Below are 14,272 nucleotides of genomic sequence, written 5' to 3' on the forward strand. Positions count from 1 at the left end.
ACGCCGAGCGCTTTCCCAACCCATTTCTCTTTCGATCTACCACCCTCCCATGGACCTCTCCAACGCCCTGAAACGTGCCGCCCGCGAGCCGCTGCTTCACTTCCTTTGCCTCGGCCTGCTGTTGTTCGGCGCCGACCACGTGCTCAACGCCCGCCGCGAAAACCCGCAGACGATCGTCGTGGGGGCCGACGTGCAGAAGGAGGTGCGTGAGATCTTCGTCGCCGGCATGCAGCGCGAGCCGACGCCCGGCGACATGAAGAAGCTCATCGACCGCTGGGTCGACAACGAGGTGCTGTACCGCGAAGGCGTTTCCCTCGGCCTGGACCGCGGCGACAGCACCATCCGCGAACGCGTGATCTTCAAGGCCATGAGCATCGCCCGCAGCGGCATCAGCCTGCCGGCCATCGACGAGCCGCAACTGCGCGCCTGGTTCGAGGCGCGCCACGACCGCTACGACACGCCGGCCCGCTACGACTTCATGGAGGCGGTGGTGGTCGGCGACAGCACGCCCGAGTCGCTGGAGACCTTCGCCCACGCCCTCAACGGCACCGCCAGAAGCGACACGCAGAGCGACTTGCGCGTTTTCAAGGACCGCCCGCGGGCCAACCTGGTCGAGAGCTACGGCGTCGCGTTCGTCGACCAGCTCACCCAGCTCAAGCTCGGCGAATGGCAGGCCGTCCCAAGCAGCGCCGGTCTGCGCGTGGTCCGTGTCGAAGCCATCAAGCCGGGCTCCACGGCGAAGTTCGACGACATGAAGGACGCCGTCCTGCAGGACTGGAAGGACGACGCCACAGCCCAGCGCCTGACCGACGCCGTGCATGAGATGGGCCGGAAGTACACCGTCCGTACCGAGGGGCAACCGTCATGAAGGCCATGTGGCGTCTGGCGCTGCGCGCGCTGTTCGCGCTGGCCGTCGGCTGGCACGCGGCCGGTGCGGGAGCGCACGAGATGAGCATCGCCGAGATGACGATGCGCGAAGTCGCCACGGGTCAGTTCGTCTGGTCCTGGGGCGTGCCGGGAAAGAACCGGCCGGTCTCCGAGGAACTCACGCCGATCTGGCCGGAGGGCTGCACGGGCGACGCGCAGACGGTGCAATGCGCGGGGCCGATGGCGGGCACGCTGGCGATCGACGGCGTGGGCAAGGCCTATTCGGCGGCGCTGGTGCACATCTACTGGCGCGACGGCCAGCAGAGCGTCCACACGCTCAGCGGTGCGCAGCCCAGCGTGCAGCTCTTCGGCGGCGCGCGCGACGAACGCGGTGGCCTGGAGCTGGCCAAGGTGTACGGCATCCTCGGCGTCGAGCACATCTTGAGCGGCATCGACCACCTGCTGTTCGTCATCGGCCTGCTGTTCCTGGTCGGGCTGAACAAGCGGCTGATCGGCACCATCTCGGCGTTCACGCTGGCGCACAGCTTCACGCTGGCGGCCAGCGCGCTGGGCTGGCTGACGCTGCGCTCACCACCGGTCGAGGCCACCATCGCGCTGTCGATCGTGCTGGTCGCCGCCGAGGCCTTGCACGACCGGCAGACCTGGAGCCGACGCTGGCCCGCGCTCGTCGCCTTTCTGTTCGGATTGATCCACGGACTGGGCTTCGCCGGCGCGCTCAAGGACATCGGGCTGCCGCAGCAGAACATCCTGGTCGCGCTGCTGAGCTTCAACCTCGGCGTGGAAGCCGGGCAGCTGATGGTGGTCGCGCTGGCGTGGGGGCTGACGGTGCTGCTGCGGCGCTATTCCTTCGCGCCGCTGGTGAAGCGGCCGGCGCTCTATGGCATCGGCGCGCTGGCCAGTTTCTGGACCATTTCGCGCATCGTGGCGATCGCCGGTTGATCGCGCGCATGGCATCCGCTCCCCCCCGCGCGCAGATCTTCGAACTGTTCCCGACGCCCGTGATGCGCGTCGAGGGCTGCATCGACACCACGCTGGTCGCCGGGCTGCACGCGCAGCTGGGTGGCGACCTGTCGCAGGCCAACCATCGCTCCGACGCGCTGTCGCACAGCCGCCTGCTGTCGCCGCAGGACGCGCCGCTGCTGCGCGAGGTGGCACAGCGCCTGGATGCGCCGCTGCGCGAATTCGGCACGCTGCTCTTCGGCGAGGCGCTGCAGTGGCGCATCAAGGAGATGTGGCTCAACGTGATGCAGGCCGGCGGCCAGCAGGCGATGCACAACCATGCCAACAGCTTTGTCTCGGGCGTGCTCTACCTGAGCGCGTGCGAGCCGGCGAGCAACACGACCTTCATCCGCAGCCTCGGCGGGCGCGACTACGTGTTCAGCAACGCCAACCCGCGCAGCAGCACCGGCCCCTTCAACGCCGAACGCTGGATCGGGCCGACGCCGGCCGCAGGCGACCTGCTGCTGTTCCCGAGCTACCTGCTGCACGAGGTGCCAGTGAACCGCGGCGCCACGCGCAGCACCCTCGCCTTCAACGCCATGCCGGATCGGCTCGATGCGTGGGGCTATTCGATGTCTTTCTCCATCTGAGCCCGGAACGCCCGCTCCCACTTGCCTGACGCCATGACGACCTCACGACACGCCTTCCGCCTCGCCGCGCCCCTGCGGCGCGCTTTCCTGCTGGCACTGGCGCTCTCGCCGATCGCCGCCTCGACGCACGAGTACTACAGCCTGGACTTCACCCTCATCCACCCCTGGGCCGACCCGACGCCCGAAGGCGAGCTGGCATCCGCACCGATCTATTTCAAGATGGAAAACGTCAGCAGAAAGGACCGCCTGATCCGCGCCAGCACGCCCTACGCCGAGACGGTGGAGTTCCGCGGCGGCGACGAGGCATCCGCCCCGCGGCTGGAGGCCATCGACATCGCACCGGCCGACCAGCTCGACTTCGGCAAGGACCAGCCGCACATGGTGTTGCGCAACCTGAAGGTGCCGCTGCAATGGGGCCGCAGCTACCAGATGACGGTGGTCTTCGAGAAGGCGGGCGCCCTGCAGGTGATGGTGTCGGTCGGCGCGCACTGAGTACCGACCGGTCTTCCATGCACGGCCGGATGCACGGCCGGCGCCCTGCGCTCAGGCCGTGACCAGCGCGCGCAGCCACTCGGGCAGTGCCATCGCCTTCTGCTTCGGAAAATCGACCCAGATGGTGGTCGCGCCACCGGCCGCGCAGAGGATGTCGGGCGCGTCGGCGCGCGCCATGGTGGCCCAGGTCTCGAAGGTGGTGCGGGCCGGGTCGCTGGCGTACATCTTCAGCAGCACGTCGCCCGGGTATTCGAGCTGGCGGTAGAAGTTGCAGAAGGCATTGACGATGACCATGCCTTCTCCGTCCGGGTCGGGCTGGAAGCCGATCGCGCGCATCCAGTCGATGCGCGCCGTCTCCATGTAGCGAAAGTAGCTGCCGTTGTTGAGATGGCCCATCGCGTCCATGTCGCCCCACCGGATGGCGATGGACATCTCGTAAACCAGCTTCTTCTGCTCGGGAATCTCGATTCTCATGGTCTCTCTTTTCTTGGGGCTGCATCGCGCAGGCGACGCCGGCTGCAGGGACGCCCCCGGGGAGATTGGCGCTCCTGGATGACAGGGGACGGCCCGGAGCGCCGCATAAAATGTCACAAAGTGCGGTGCCCAGCGGTGCCGGGTACCCGAATCATTATTGACGAGACCCTTGATGACCCACGACGAAATCATTGCCCAGTTCGGTCCCCGCGAAGCCATGGAATACGACGTTGTCGTGGTCGGTGGCGGACCCGCCGGCCTGTCGACTGCCATTCGCCTGAAGCAACTGGCCTCGGCCAACGACAAGGAAATCTCGGTCGTGGTGCTGGAGAAGGGCTCCGAGCCCGGCGCGCACATTCTCTCGGGCGCCATCATGGATCCGCGCGGCCTGAACGAACTGCTGCCCAACTGGAAGGAACTCGGCGCGCCGCTGAACCAGCCAGTGACGGAAGACGCCTTCCTGATGCTCAGCGAAAAGGGCGCCACGCGCACCCCTAATTTCCTGCTGCCGCACAACTTCCACAACGAGGGCAACTACATCGTCAGCCTGGGCAATGTCACGCGCTGGCTCGCGCAGCAGGCCGAGAACCTGGGCGTCGAAATCTTCCCGGGCTTCCCGGCGGCTGAAGTCCTCTACACCGAAGACGGCAAGGTGCGCGGCGTGGCCACCGGCAACCTGGGCATCGGCAAGGACGGTGAGCCGACCGAGAACTTCCAGCTGGGCATGGAACTGCTGGGCAAGTACACGGTGTTCGCCGAAGGTGCGCGCGGCCACCTGGGCCGCCAGTTGATCGCCAAGTACAAGCTCGACGACGGCAAGGACCCGCAGAGCTACGGCATCGGCATCAAGGAACTGTGGGAAATCGACCCGGCCCGTCACCAGCCTGGCCTGGCCATCCACACGGCCGGCTGGCCGCTGCCCAACGACACCTATGGCGGATCGTTCGTCTACCACGCGGAGAACAACCAGCTCATCATCGGCTACGTGGTCGGCCTGGACTACCAGAATCCGCACATGAGCCCGTTCGAGGAGTTCCAGCGCTTCAAGACCCACCCGAACATCCGCTGGTACCTCGAAGGCCAGGACAAGGGTTTGAAGCCGGCCAAGCGCCTGAGCTATGGCGCGCGCGCCATCACGGCCGGCGGCCTGCTGTCGCTGCCCAAGACGGTGTTCCCGGGCGGCGCGCTGGTCGGCTGCGAGGCCGGCTACCTGAACGCGAGCCGCATCAAGGGCAGCCATGCCGCCATCAAGACAGGCATGCTGGCCGCCGAAGCCGCATTCGACGCGGTGATGGCCGGCCGCCAGCACGACGAACTGTCGGCCTACCCCGCCGCCTTCGAAAAGAGTTGGCTGCACACCGAGCTGCACAAGGCGCGCAACTTCAAGCAGTGGTTCAAGAAGGGCCTGGCCGTGGGCACGGTCATGACGGGCATCGAGCAGTTCGTGCTGCGCGGGCGCATCCCATGGACCCTGCACCGCACCGAGCCCGACCACAAGCGCCTGAAGCCGGCCTCGGCCTGCAAGAAGATCGTCTACCCCAGGCCCGATGGCAAGCTCACCTTCGACCGGCTCTCCAGCGTGTTCATCAGCAACACGAACCACGAGGAAAACCAGCCAGCGCACCTGACGCTCAAGGACGCGACGGTGCCCACGCGCATCAACCTGCCGGAATACGCAGGCCCCGAGGCGCGCTACTGCCCGGCCGGCGTCTATGAGTTCGTACCCGACGAGGCCAACGCCGGCAAGGAACGCCTGCAGATCAATGCGCAGAACTGCGTGCACTGCAAGACCTGCGACATCAAGGACCCGACGCAGAACATCGTCTGGGTCACGCCCGAGGGTGGTGGCGGCCCGAACTACACGGGCATGTAACCACCCGTCGCACCCTCCCGTGCTACGCGGTGTCGCTCAGCGCAGCAGGGCACGCGCCTCGCGCACCCGGGACACCGGGAAGATCAGCGCGAAGCGGGAGCCCTGCCCCACCGTGCTCTCGATGCGGAACTCGGCGCCGTGGCGCTGTGCCACGTGCTTGACGATGGCCAGCCCCAGGCCGGTGCCGCCGGTTTCTCGCGAACGGCTGCGGTCGACACGGTAGAAGCGCTCGGTCAGCCGTGGAATGTGCTCGGCGGCAATGCCGGGGCCGCTGTCACGCACCGCATACTCACCGCGCCCGTCGGGCAGGAGCCGCCAGGTGACGCCGATTTCGCCACCGCCGGGTGTGTAGCGGATCGCGTTGCTCAACAGGTTCGACATGGCGCTCTGCAGTTCGGTGGGCACACCGCCCAACTCCGAATCGGCCTCCACGGCAAACGAGAGCCGGTGTCCGTGCTGGGGTGACAGCCGGCTCGACAGACCCCGTCCCTCGTCCTCGCAATGCGCCATCAGCGCGCGCACGCGGGTCCATTGGGTGAATGTCGGCGCGGCGCTGCCTTCCAGGCGCGACAGCGTCAACAGGTCGTTGACCAGCGTCTCCATGCGATGCGATTGCTGCGCCATCAGCGCCAGGTAGCGCACGCGTTCATCGGGTTCGAGCGGCAGGTTCTGCAGCGTTTCGACGAAGCCTGCCAGCACGGTGAGCGGCGTGCGGATCTCGTGCGAGACGTTGGCCACGAAGTCGCGGCGCATGGCCTCGGCCTGTTCGAGCGAAGTGACGTCGCGCGTGAGCAGCATGCGGCGGTTGCCTGCGTAGGGATGCACCTGCACCGACAGCCGCACCGGATGCGCGCGCTGTTCGTGCGAATACGCCGGACCGTCGATGACCACGTCGCGGCTGTAGTTCCACGAGGCCAGGTAAGCGACGAACGTCGGGTCGCGCACCAGGTTGACCAGATGCTGCAGCAGATCGCGTTCGATATCGATGCCGAACTGCGCAGCCGCCGTCTGGTTCGACCATTCGATGCGCCCCTGTTCGTCGAGCAGCACCACGCCGTTGGGGGAGGCCTGGATGGCGGCGAGGAATTCCTGCAGCCGGTCTTCGGATTGGCGCACCTGCTGGTCGCGCTCGCGCAGCAACTTGCGTATGCGCTCGGCGATCTCGCCCCACACGCCCGCACCGCGGGCCGGGAGGCTGGAGACGTCGGTGCGCAACACATGCAGCAGGCGCTGAGCACGCCAGGCGTCGAGTGCCAGCCAGAGCAAGGCGCCCAGCCATGCGCCGAGCCAGAGGTAGCGGACACCGAACAGCATGGCAACACCTGCCAGCGCAGCAGAGGCCAGCAGGAATGCAAAGAGACGAAATGGCATGGCGCGCGATTATCCGGCGCAGGCCGGACGGGCAGACAGGATCAGACGGTGGCCTGTGCGGTCAGCCGGTAGCCGGCGCCGCGCACGGTTTCCACCATCGTTGCGGCGGCGCCCAGCGATTCGCGCAGTCGCTTGACATGCACGTCGACGGTACGCTCCTCGATGTAGACATGGTCGCCCCACACCTTGTCGAGCAGCTGTGCGCGGCTGTGCACGCGTTCGGCATGCTGCATCAGGTAGCCCAGCAGCTTGAATTCGGTCGGCCCGACTTTCAGCGGGGCGCCCTGCCAGGTCACGCGGTGCGTGGCGGTGTCGAGCACCAGCTCGCCGATCTCGATGCGCTCGGTCGCCGTCTCCGGTGCACGGCGGCGCAGCACGGCACGGATGCGCGCGAGCATCTCCTGCGTGGAAAAGGGCTTGGTGATGTAGTCGTCGGCACCGGCATCCAGACCCGCGACCTTGTCGGGCTCGTCGCCACGTGCGGTCAGCATGAGGATCGGGATCACCTTGGTGCGTGGGTCCTTGCGCCAGTGGCGCGCAAGTTGCAGTCCGCTCTGGCCCGGCAGCATCCAGTCGAGCAGGATGAGGTCGGGCAGGAAAGCGTCGATCTCGCGCTGTGCTGCGGCGCCGTCCTCCGACCAGATCGGCTCGAAGCCGTTGTGGCGCAGGTTGACGGCGATCAGCTCGGCGATCGAGGATTCGTCTTCGACGATCAGGACGCGTGGTTTTTTCATTCGCTTTGGTGTGGCGCTACTGCAGCGCTGACTCGATTTCCTGCATCGAAGTGTGCCGCACGTCGGCACCCTTGACGATGTAGATGATGAATTCCGCAATGTTCTTCGCGTGGTCGCCGATGCGCTCGATGGCCTTGGCCAGGAACAGCAGGTCGAGGCTGGCGGAGATCGTGCGCGGGTCTTCCATCATGTAGGTGACCAGCTTGCGCACGAAGCCGTCGAACTCCTTGTCGATCAGGTCGTCGTCCTTGAGGATCGACAGCGCGGCCGCGGTGTCCAGGCGTGCGAACGCGTCGAGCGCCTTGCGCAGCAGGCCCGAGGCCATGTCGGCGGCGATGCGCAGTTCGGTCGACGGCAGCGCGCGGGCCGAACCGCTCTCGATGATCGACTTGACCATGCGCGCGATCTTGTTGGCCTCGTCACCCACGCGTTCGAGGTTGGCTGTGGTCTTGGAGATGGCGATCAGCAGGCGCAGATCGCGGGCGGTCGGCTGGCGACGCGCGATGATCGACGACAGTTCGCGGTCGATCTCGATTTCCATCGCATTGACGCGCACTTCCGTTTCCATCACGCGGTCGGCGGCTTCGGGGTCGAACTGCGCGAGTGCGTAGACCGCCTGGTGGATCTGGGATTCCACCATGCCGCCGAGTTCCATCACGCGCGAGGACACGCCATTGAGTTCGCTGTCGAACTGGCTGGACAAATGTTTTTCGGTCATAGGGTTACCTCTTGATTGGATTCAGCCGGAACACCGCGGAACCGGCTTTGCCGGGCCGCTGGTGTTGCCCCCTCAAGGGGGTTGGCGAAGCGACACGAAGTGCGCGGAGACTGGGGGTTCATCCGAACCTGCCGGTAATGTAGTCCTCGGTCTCTTTGCGCTGCGGCTTGAAGAACATCTGCTCCGTCGCACCGAACTCGATCAGGTCGCCCAGATACATGTAGGCGGTGTAGTCGCTGCAGCGGGCTGCCTGCTGCATGTTGTGGGTCACGATCACCACGGTGTACTCGCTCTTGAGCTCGGCGATCAGTTCTTCGATCTTGGCCGTGGAGATCGGATCCAGCGCCGAGCACGGCTCGTCGAGCAGCAGCACCTCGGGCTTGATCGCGATGCCGCGTGCGATGCACAGCCGCTGCTGCTGGCCACCGGACAGGCCGGAGCCACTTTGCTGGAGCTTGTCGCGCACTTCGGTCCACAGCGCCGCCTTCTTGAGTGCCCACTCGACACGGTCGTCCATGTCGCTGGCGCTCAGGTTTTCGAAAAGCTTCACGCCGAACGCGATGTTGTCATAGATCGACATCGGGAACGGGGTCGGCTTCTGGAACACCATGCCGATCTTCGCGCGGATCAGAGCCACGTCCTGCTTGGAGGTCAACAGGTTCTCGCCGTCCAGCGCGATGGTACCCTCGGCACGCTGCTCCGGGTAGAGCTCGAACATGCGGTTGAAGGTGCGCAGCAGCGTCGACTTGCCGCAGCCTGACGGGCCGATGAACGCCGTGACCTTGTTCTCCGGAATCTCCAGGTTGATGCCCTTGAGCGCATGGAACTTGCCGTAGTAGAAGTTCAGGTCCTTGACCGAGATCTTCGAACGTTCTGCTTGCGTGATGGTTGCTGGCATGCGTGTGCCTCTTTGTCTAGTGTTTGGAGCGGGTCAGGACCCGCGCAAGGATGTTGAGTCCGAGCACCGCGACGGTGATCAGGAACACGCCGGCCCATGCCAGCTTCTGCCAGTTCTCGTAGGGGCTCATCGCGAACTTGAAGATGGTCACGGGCAGGCTGGCCATCGGTTGCGAAAGGTCCGCCGTCCAGAACTGGTTGTTCAGCGCGGTGAACAGCAGCGGCGCGGTTTCGCCGGCAATGCGTGCCACGGCCAGCAGGATGCCCGTGACCACCCCAGCGCGGGCCGCGCGCAGCGTGATGCTCATGATGACCTTCCACTTGGGCGTGCCCAGTGCGTAGGCGGCTTCGCGCAGGCCAGGCGGCACCAGCTGCAACATGTTCTCGGTCGTGCGGATGACCACCGGAATCACGATCAGCGCCAGGGCCAGCGCACCAGCCAGTCCGGAGAAGGTCTTGAAATAGGCAACGACCACCGCGTAGACGAACAGGCCGATCACGATCGAGGGCGCCGACAGCAGGATGTCGTTGACGAAGCGCGTGACGGCCGACAACCAGCCCTTCGGGTTGTATTCGGCCAGGTAGATCCCGGCCATGATGCCGATCGGCGTGCCCACGAAGGTGGCCATGGCCACCATCACGAGCGAGCCGAAGAGCGCGTTGGCGATGCCGCCCTCTTCATTGGGCGGCGGCGTCATTTCGGTGAAAGTGGCGAGCGCGAGGCCGCCAATGCCCTGGCGCAGCGTTTCCCACAGGATCCACACGAGCCAGAACACGCCGAAGGTCATGGCCGCCAGGGACAGCGTGAGCGCGATTTGATTGACGCGCTTGCGGCTGGCGAAACGGGCGGCGCGCGTGGCGTTGAGCGTTTGCGCGGCCAGCAATTTTTCTGCAGTGGTCATGACTTGGTGCCTTCGCTCTTCTTCATGCGCTGGAGCAGCAGCTTGGACAGCGACAGCACGACGAAGGTGATGAAGAACAGGACGAGGCCGAGGTACATCAGCGCGGCCTGATGCAGGCCTGCGCCGGCTTCGGCGAACTCATTGGCCAGCGCCGAGGTGATGCTGTTGGCAGCCTCGAACACCGACAGCGAATTGAGCTGGTTGGTGTTGCCGATCACGAACGTCACCGCCATGGTCTCGCCCAGTGCACGGCCCAGGCCGAGCATGATGCCGCCCACGACGCCTGCCTTGGTGTAGGGCAACACGACCTTGGAGACCACCTCCCAGGTGGTCGAACCCAGGCCATAAGCCGACTCCTTGAGCAGCGGTGGCGTGACTTCGAACACATCGCGCATCACCGAAGCGATGAACGGAATGATCATGATGGCCAGGATGATGCCAGCCGACAGGATACCGATGCCCACGGGCGGGCCGGTGACCAGGCTGCCGAGAATGGGCACGCCGTGGAGCAGCTTTTGCAGCGGCTGCTGCACATAGGTCGACAGGATCGGCCCGAACACCAGCAGGCCCCACATGCCGTACACGATGGATGGCACGGCGGCGAGCAGTTCGATGGCGGTGCCCAGCGGACGCTTGAGCCAGGCCGGCGAGAGTTCCGTGAGGAACAGCGCAATGCCAAAGCTCACCGGAACGGCAATCACCAGTGCGATGAGCGACGTGGCCAGCGTGCCGTAGATCATCACCAGGCCGCCGTACTCGTCCTTGACCGGATCCCAGACGCTGCTCGTGAGGAAGCCCAGGCCATACTTCGAAATGGCAGGCCAGGCGCCGATGATCAGGGAGACCAGGATGCCGATGAGCATGGCCAGCGTCAGCAGCGCGGCGCCCTTGGCGGCCATGCCGAAGAGGCGATCGGTGCCTGCGCCGGTGCGCGGGCGCTTGGCCGGCGGCAGGTTGGAAGAAGCGCGCGCGCCGTCGGCCAGGCGGTCGACGGGCGATGCGGAAGTGGGGAAGGTGGATGACACAGGTCGCTCCAAATTCGGCGCGCCGTCGAGCGGGGGATGGCTCATGGGCGCGCCGTATTCTGATTACTTGACTGCGATGGCCTTGCCGGACGTGTCCTTGATCTCACCCCACGACTTGGCGATGATGGCCTTGACGCTGTCGGGCATCGGCACGTAGTCGAGGTCGTCGGCAGTCTTGTCGCCGGACTTGTAGGCCCACTCGAAGAACTTCAGCACGCTCGCAGCGTTGGCCGGCTTGTCCTGTACCTTCTGCATCAGGATGAAGGTGGCGCCAGTGATCGGCCAGGCACCCTTGTCGGCCTGGTTGGTCAGCACCTGATAGAAGCTCTTGTCCCACTGGGCGGCGCCTGCGGCGGCCTTGAACGCGGTGTCTTCTGGCGAGACAAAAGCGCCGGAGGCGTTCTGCATCTGCGCGAACGTCATCTTGTTCTGCTTGACGTAGGCGTATTCGACGTAACCGATCGAGTTGGGCAGCTGCTTGACGAAAGCGGCGACGCCTTCGTTGCCCTTGCCGCCGGTACCGACGGGCCAGTTCACTGCCGTGCCTTCACCGACCTTGCTCTTCCATTCGGTGTTGACCTTGCTCAGGTAGTTGGTGAACAGGAAGCTGGTGCCCGAACCATCGGCGCGGCGCACCGGAGCGATGGCGGCGTCGGGCAGTTCGAGCGAGCCGTTCAGTGCCTTGATGGCCGGATCGTTCCACTTGGTGATCTTGCCCAGGTAGATATCGCCCAGGACCTGGCCGCTCAGCTTGAGGTCGCCCGGCTTGATGCCCTGGATGTTGACCACGGGGATCACGCCACCGATGACGGTGGGGAACTGCGTCAGGCCCTTGGCGGCCAGTTCGTCGTCCTTGAGTGGTGCATCGGAAGCGCCGAAATCGACGGTCTTGGCTTCGATCTGCTTGAGGCCGGCACCCGAACCCACCGACTGGTAGTTCACCTTGACACCGGTGGCCTTGTTGTAGTCACTGGCCCACTTGGAATACAGCGGCGCCGGGAAGCTGGCGCCTGCGCCGGTCACATCCTGTGCGAAAGCCGGGACATGGGCGAAGGCGGCGGCCACGAAGCTGGCTGCTGCGAATTTGATGGTGGTTTTCATGGAGCTTCCTTTGTGAAGAGCAATCGATCCCGGATTCGGGTTGATGCGGACTTTAGAAAGCTTCTGTGACAACGATATGACACCCCGCGCCACGAGGGAAAAGCCCTCTTTTTCCAGGCGTGCTCTGTGACGCTGTCATACAAACGTCACGCAATGACTGCGCGGCTGCGGCTACCATCGACGCACATGCAAAACGGTACCCTCCTCGCCGCAGTCGATCTCGGCTCCAACAGTTTTCGCCTCGAAATCGGGCGGGTCGATCACGGCCAAATTCATCGCACGGAGTACCTCAAGGAAACCGTGCGGCAAGGCAACGGTTTGGACAGTGCTCGCAATCTGACGCCGGAAGCCATGCAGCGCGGCTGGGACGCGCTGGCACGCTTTGGAGAGCGGCTGGCCGGCTTCAAGCGCTCGCAGGTGCGCGCCGTCGCCACGCAGACGCTGCGCGAAGCGCGCAACCGCGACGAATTCCTGCTGCGCGCGCGCACTGTGCTGGGGTTCGGCATCGACGTGATTCCCGGCCGCGAAGAGGCACGCCTCATTTACCAGGGCGTGGCGCACATGCTGCCTCACAACGAGGCATCCGACCGGGAACGGCGGCTGGTGGTGGACATCGGCGGTCGCTCGACCGAGATGATCATCGGCCATGCACTCACGGCACAGGTGATGGAGTCGTACCGTGTGGGCAGCGTTGCGTGGTCGATGAAGCATTTCCCGCAAGGGCAGTTCACGCCTTCAGCCTTTCGCTCGGCCGAAATCGCGGCCAAGGCGGTGCTCGACGACGCCCTGGGTACCTATTCGTCCGATCAATGGGACGTGGCGTATGGTGCTTCCGGAACGATCGGTGCCGTGAGTGACGTGCTGGTGGCTTCCGGGGCGCCGGTGGGTGTGGTCACCCGCGAAGGGCTCGACTGGCTGCTGGAGCGGCTGCTCAAGGCCGGCAGCGTTGACAAGCTTCGCATCGATGGCATGCGCGAAGACCGCAAGGCAGTGATCGGCGGTGGCGTCAGCGTGCTGCGCGCAGTGTTCGACCTGCTGGACATCCGCGAGATGAAGGTGGCCCAGGGTGCGTTGCGCCATGGCGTGCTCTACGAATTGCTCGAACGCGACGACAGCGTGGCCGATCTGCGCGCGGCGACGGTGGCTCGGCTGGCAGCGCGTTTCGAGGTCGATGCGGCGCAAGCCCAGAGGGTGAGCCAGTGCGCGGCCGCGCTGTACCTGCAGATCGACCCGAGCGCCCGGGATGCCAGCAACGCCAGCCGTTCGGGCCGGGCGCTGCGCAAGTTGGGTTGGGCCGCGCAGTTGCACGAAATCGGCGCCCACATCTCGCACAGCGACTATCACAAACACGGCGCGTACATTCTGGACAACGCGGACGCGCCCGGCTTCGCGACCAACGAACTGCACCAGCTCAGCCAGCTCGTGCTCGGTCATCGCGGCAAGCTGCGCAAGCTGGAAGCCGCGCTCGAAGACGAAGTGATGGTCGCGCAACTGCTGGCGCTGCGCCTGGCGGTGATCCTGTGCCACGCACGCCGTGATCCCGATCCGCAAGCGCTGAAGGTCGCCGCCTCGGGACGCGTCTTCACGCTCAGCTGCAACAAGGGTTGGCCCGAAGCCTACCCCCAGTCTGCGCATCTGCTGCGCGAAGAGATGCTGGCCTGGCAGAAGACCAACTGGCGCGTCGAACTGCCTGCGGGCTTCTGAGGCGCCGCGCTCGTTACAGCAGTTCTGGCGCCTGCACTGTGACGACCACCGTCTGCACGTCGCCGTCGCGTTCACGCGTGCGAATCCACCAGACGGACCCCTTGCGCACCGGGCAGCTTTCCTGCTGCAAGCCCAGCAGCACGGAAATGGCCTGACCGAGCGCCGGCTGGTGGCCGATCACCAGCACCACCGAACGCCCGTTGGGCCAGCCTGCCGCCTCCAGCAAAGCTTCGGGCGTGGTGTCGGGTGCGAGTTCGGCGCGCAGCTTGTACTTGCGGCCCAGCGCCAGCGCCGTCTGCTCGCAGCGGCGCGCAGGACTGCACACGATGCGGGTGCCTTCAGGCAGCTGGCGGTCGAGCCAGCCGGCCATGCGCTTGGCCTGCTTTTCGCCTCGCGCGGTCAATGAACGCTGCATGTCGTCGCAGCCTTCGGTCCAATCGTCAGCCTCGGCATGTCGCCAGAAAATGAGGTCCATATGCAATCTCCGTGGGGATGCGGTCGGTG

At 65.5% G+C, this 14,272-nt stretch carries 15 protein-coding genes; 6 read left to right on the forward strand and 9 right to left on the reverse strand.

Annotated features, from left to right (window positions below; all coding sequences use genetic code 11):
• Positions 1 to 49 precede the first annotated feature (49 nt).
• Genes J2W36_RS06870 through J2W36_RS06885 form a run of 4 tightly spaced genes read left to right on the forward strand, consistent with a single transcriptional unit; the run spans position 50 to position 2,969 of the window.
• Positions 50 to 868, forward strand: coding sequence for a peptidylprolyl isomerase (locus J2W36_RS06870; RefSeq protein ID WP_307688948.1), 819 nt, complete (start codon positions 50 to 52; stop codon positions 866 to 868).
• On the forward strand, positions 865 to 1,827 hold the full coding sequence (locus J2W36_RS06875) for a HupE/UreJ family protein (protein ID WP_307688949.1): 963 nt from the start codon (positions 865 to 867) through the stop codon (positions 1,825 to 1,827). Before J2W36_RS06870 ends, J2W36_RS06875 begins: the two co-directional genes overlap by 4 nt.
• Before the next feature lie 8 nt (positions 1,828 to 1,835).
• A complete protein-coding gene (locus J2W36_RS06880) occupies positions 1,836 to 2,477 on the forward strand; it encodes a TIGR02466 family protein (protein ID WP_307688950.1) in 642 nt (213 codons plus the stop codon).
• A gap of 33 nt (positions 2,478 to 2,510) precedes the next feature.
• Positions 2,511 to 2,969 (forward strand): copper chaperone PCu(A)C, encoded by a 459-nt coding sequence (locus J2W36_RS06885; RefSeq protein WP_307688951.1) that lies wholly within the window; start codon positions 2,511 to 2,513, stop codon positions 2,967 to 2,969.
• Positions 2,970 to 3,020: 51 nt separating this feature from the next.
• On the opposite strand, the gene J2W36_RS06890 is transcribed toward J2W36_RS06885, so the two are convergent.
• A complete protein-coding gene (locus J2W36_RS06890; protein WP_307688952.1) occupies positions 3,021 to 3,443 on the reverse strand; it encodes an acyl-CoA thioesterase in 423 nt (140 codons plus the stop codon).
• A gap of 172 nt (positions 3,444 to 3,615) precedes the next feature.
• On the opposite strand from J2W36_RS06890, the gene J2W36_RS06895 reads away from it, so the two are divergent.
• Positions 3,616 to 5,316 carry an electron transfer flavoprotein-ubiquinone oxidoreductase gene (locus J2W36_RS06895; protein ID WP_307688953.1) on the forward strand — a complete coding sequence of 567 codons (1,701 nt, stop codon included), beginning with the start codon at positions 3,616 to 3,618 and terminating at the stop codon, positions 5,314 to 5,316.
• A gap of 36 nt (positions 5,317 to 5,352) precedes the next feature.
• On the opposite strand, the gene phoR is transcribed toward J2W36_RS06895, so the two are convergent.
• The 7 genes from phoR to pstS all read right to left on the reverse strand — a co-directional run bounded on the left by phoR (position 5,353) and on the right by pstS (position 12,064).
• Positions 5,353 to 6,687 (reverse strand): phosphate regulon sensor histidine kinase PhoR, encoded by a 1,335-nt coding sequence (gene phoR / locus J2W36_RS06900; protein ID WP_307688954.1) that lies wholly within the window; start codon positions 6,685 to 6,687, stop codon positions 5,353 to 5,355.
• Between the two features lie 41 nt (positions 6,688 to 6,728).
• Positions 6,729 to 7,421, reverse strand: coding sequence for a phosphate regulon transcriptional regulator PhoB (gene phoB, locus J2W36_RS06905; protein WP_307688955.1), 693 nt, complete (start codon positions 7,419 to 7,421; stop codon positions 6,729 to 6,731).
• A gap of 16 nt (positions 7,422 to 7,437) precedes the next feature.
• Positions 7,438 to 8,139, reverse strand: coding sequence for a phosphate signaling complex protein PhoU (gene phoU / locus J2W36_RS06910; RefSeq protein ID WP_307688956.1), 702 nt, complete (start codon positions 8,137 to 8,139; stop codon positions 7,438 to 7,440).
• Positions 8,140 to 8,257: 118 nt separating this feature from the next.
• Positions 8,258 to 9,037 (reverse strand): phosphate ABC transporter ATP-binding protein PstB, encoded by a 780-nt coding sequence (gene pstB, locus J2W36_RS06915; protein WP_307688957.1) that lies wholly within the window; start codon positions 9,035 to 9,037, stop codon positions 8,258 to 8,260.
• Between the two features lie 16 nt (positions 9,038 to 9,053).
• Positions 9,054 to 9,938, reverse strand: coding sequence for a phosphate ABC transporter permease PstA (gene pstA, locus J2W36_RS06920; RefSeq protein WP_307688958.1), 885 nt, complete (start codon positions 9,936 to 9,938; stop codon positions 9,054 to 9,056).
• Complete coding sequence (pstC, locus tag J2W36_RS06925) at positions 9,935 to 11,008, reverse strand: phosphate ABC transporter permease PstC (protein WP_307688959.1); 1,074 nt, start codon at positions 11,006 to 11,008, stop codon at positions 9,935 to 9,937. Before pstC ends, pstA begins: the two co-directional genes overlap by 4 nt.
• Positions 11,009 to 11,026: 18 nt before the next feature.
• A complete protein-coding gene (pstS, locus tag J2W36_RS06930; RefSeq protein ID WP_307688960.1) occupies positions 11,027 to 12,064 on the reverse strand; it encodes a phosphate ABC transporter substrate-binding protein PstS in 1,038 nt (345 codons plus the stop codon).
• A 186-nt stretch (positions 12,065 to 12,250) separates the two neighbouring features.
• Here pstS and J2W36_RS06935 point away from each other — a divergent pair, with 186 nt between their 5' ends.
• Complete coding sequence (locus J2W36_RS06935) at positions 12,251 to 13,768, forward strand: Ppx/GppA phosphatase family protein (RefSeq protein ID WP_307688961.1); 1,518 nt, start codon at positions 12,251 to 12,253, stop codon at positions 13,766 to 13,768.
• A gap of 13 nt (positions 13,769 to 13,781) precedes the next feature.
• Here J2W36_RS06935 and J2W36_RS06940 read toward each other — a convergent pair whose 3' ends face one another.
• On the reverse strand, positions 13,782 to 14,243 hold the full coding sequence (locus tag J2W36_RS06940) for a SixA phosphatase family protein (RefSeq protein WP_307688962.1): 462 nt from the start codon (positions 14,241 to 14,243) through the stop codon (positions 13,782 to 13,784).
• Positions 14,244 to 14,272: the final 29 nt, after the last annotated feature.

This window comes from Variovorax ginsengisoli (genome assembly GCF_030811835.1).
Classification (GTDB): Bacteria; Pseudomonadota; Gammaproteobacteria; order Burkholderiales; family Burkholderiaceae_C; genus Variovorax; species Variovorax ginsengisoli_C.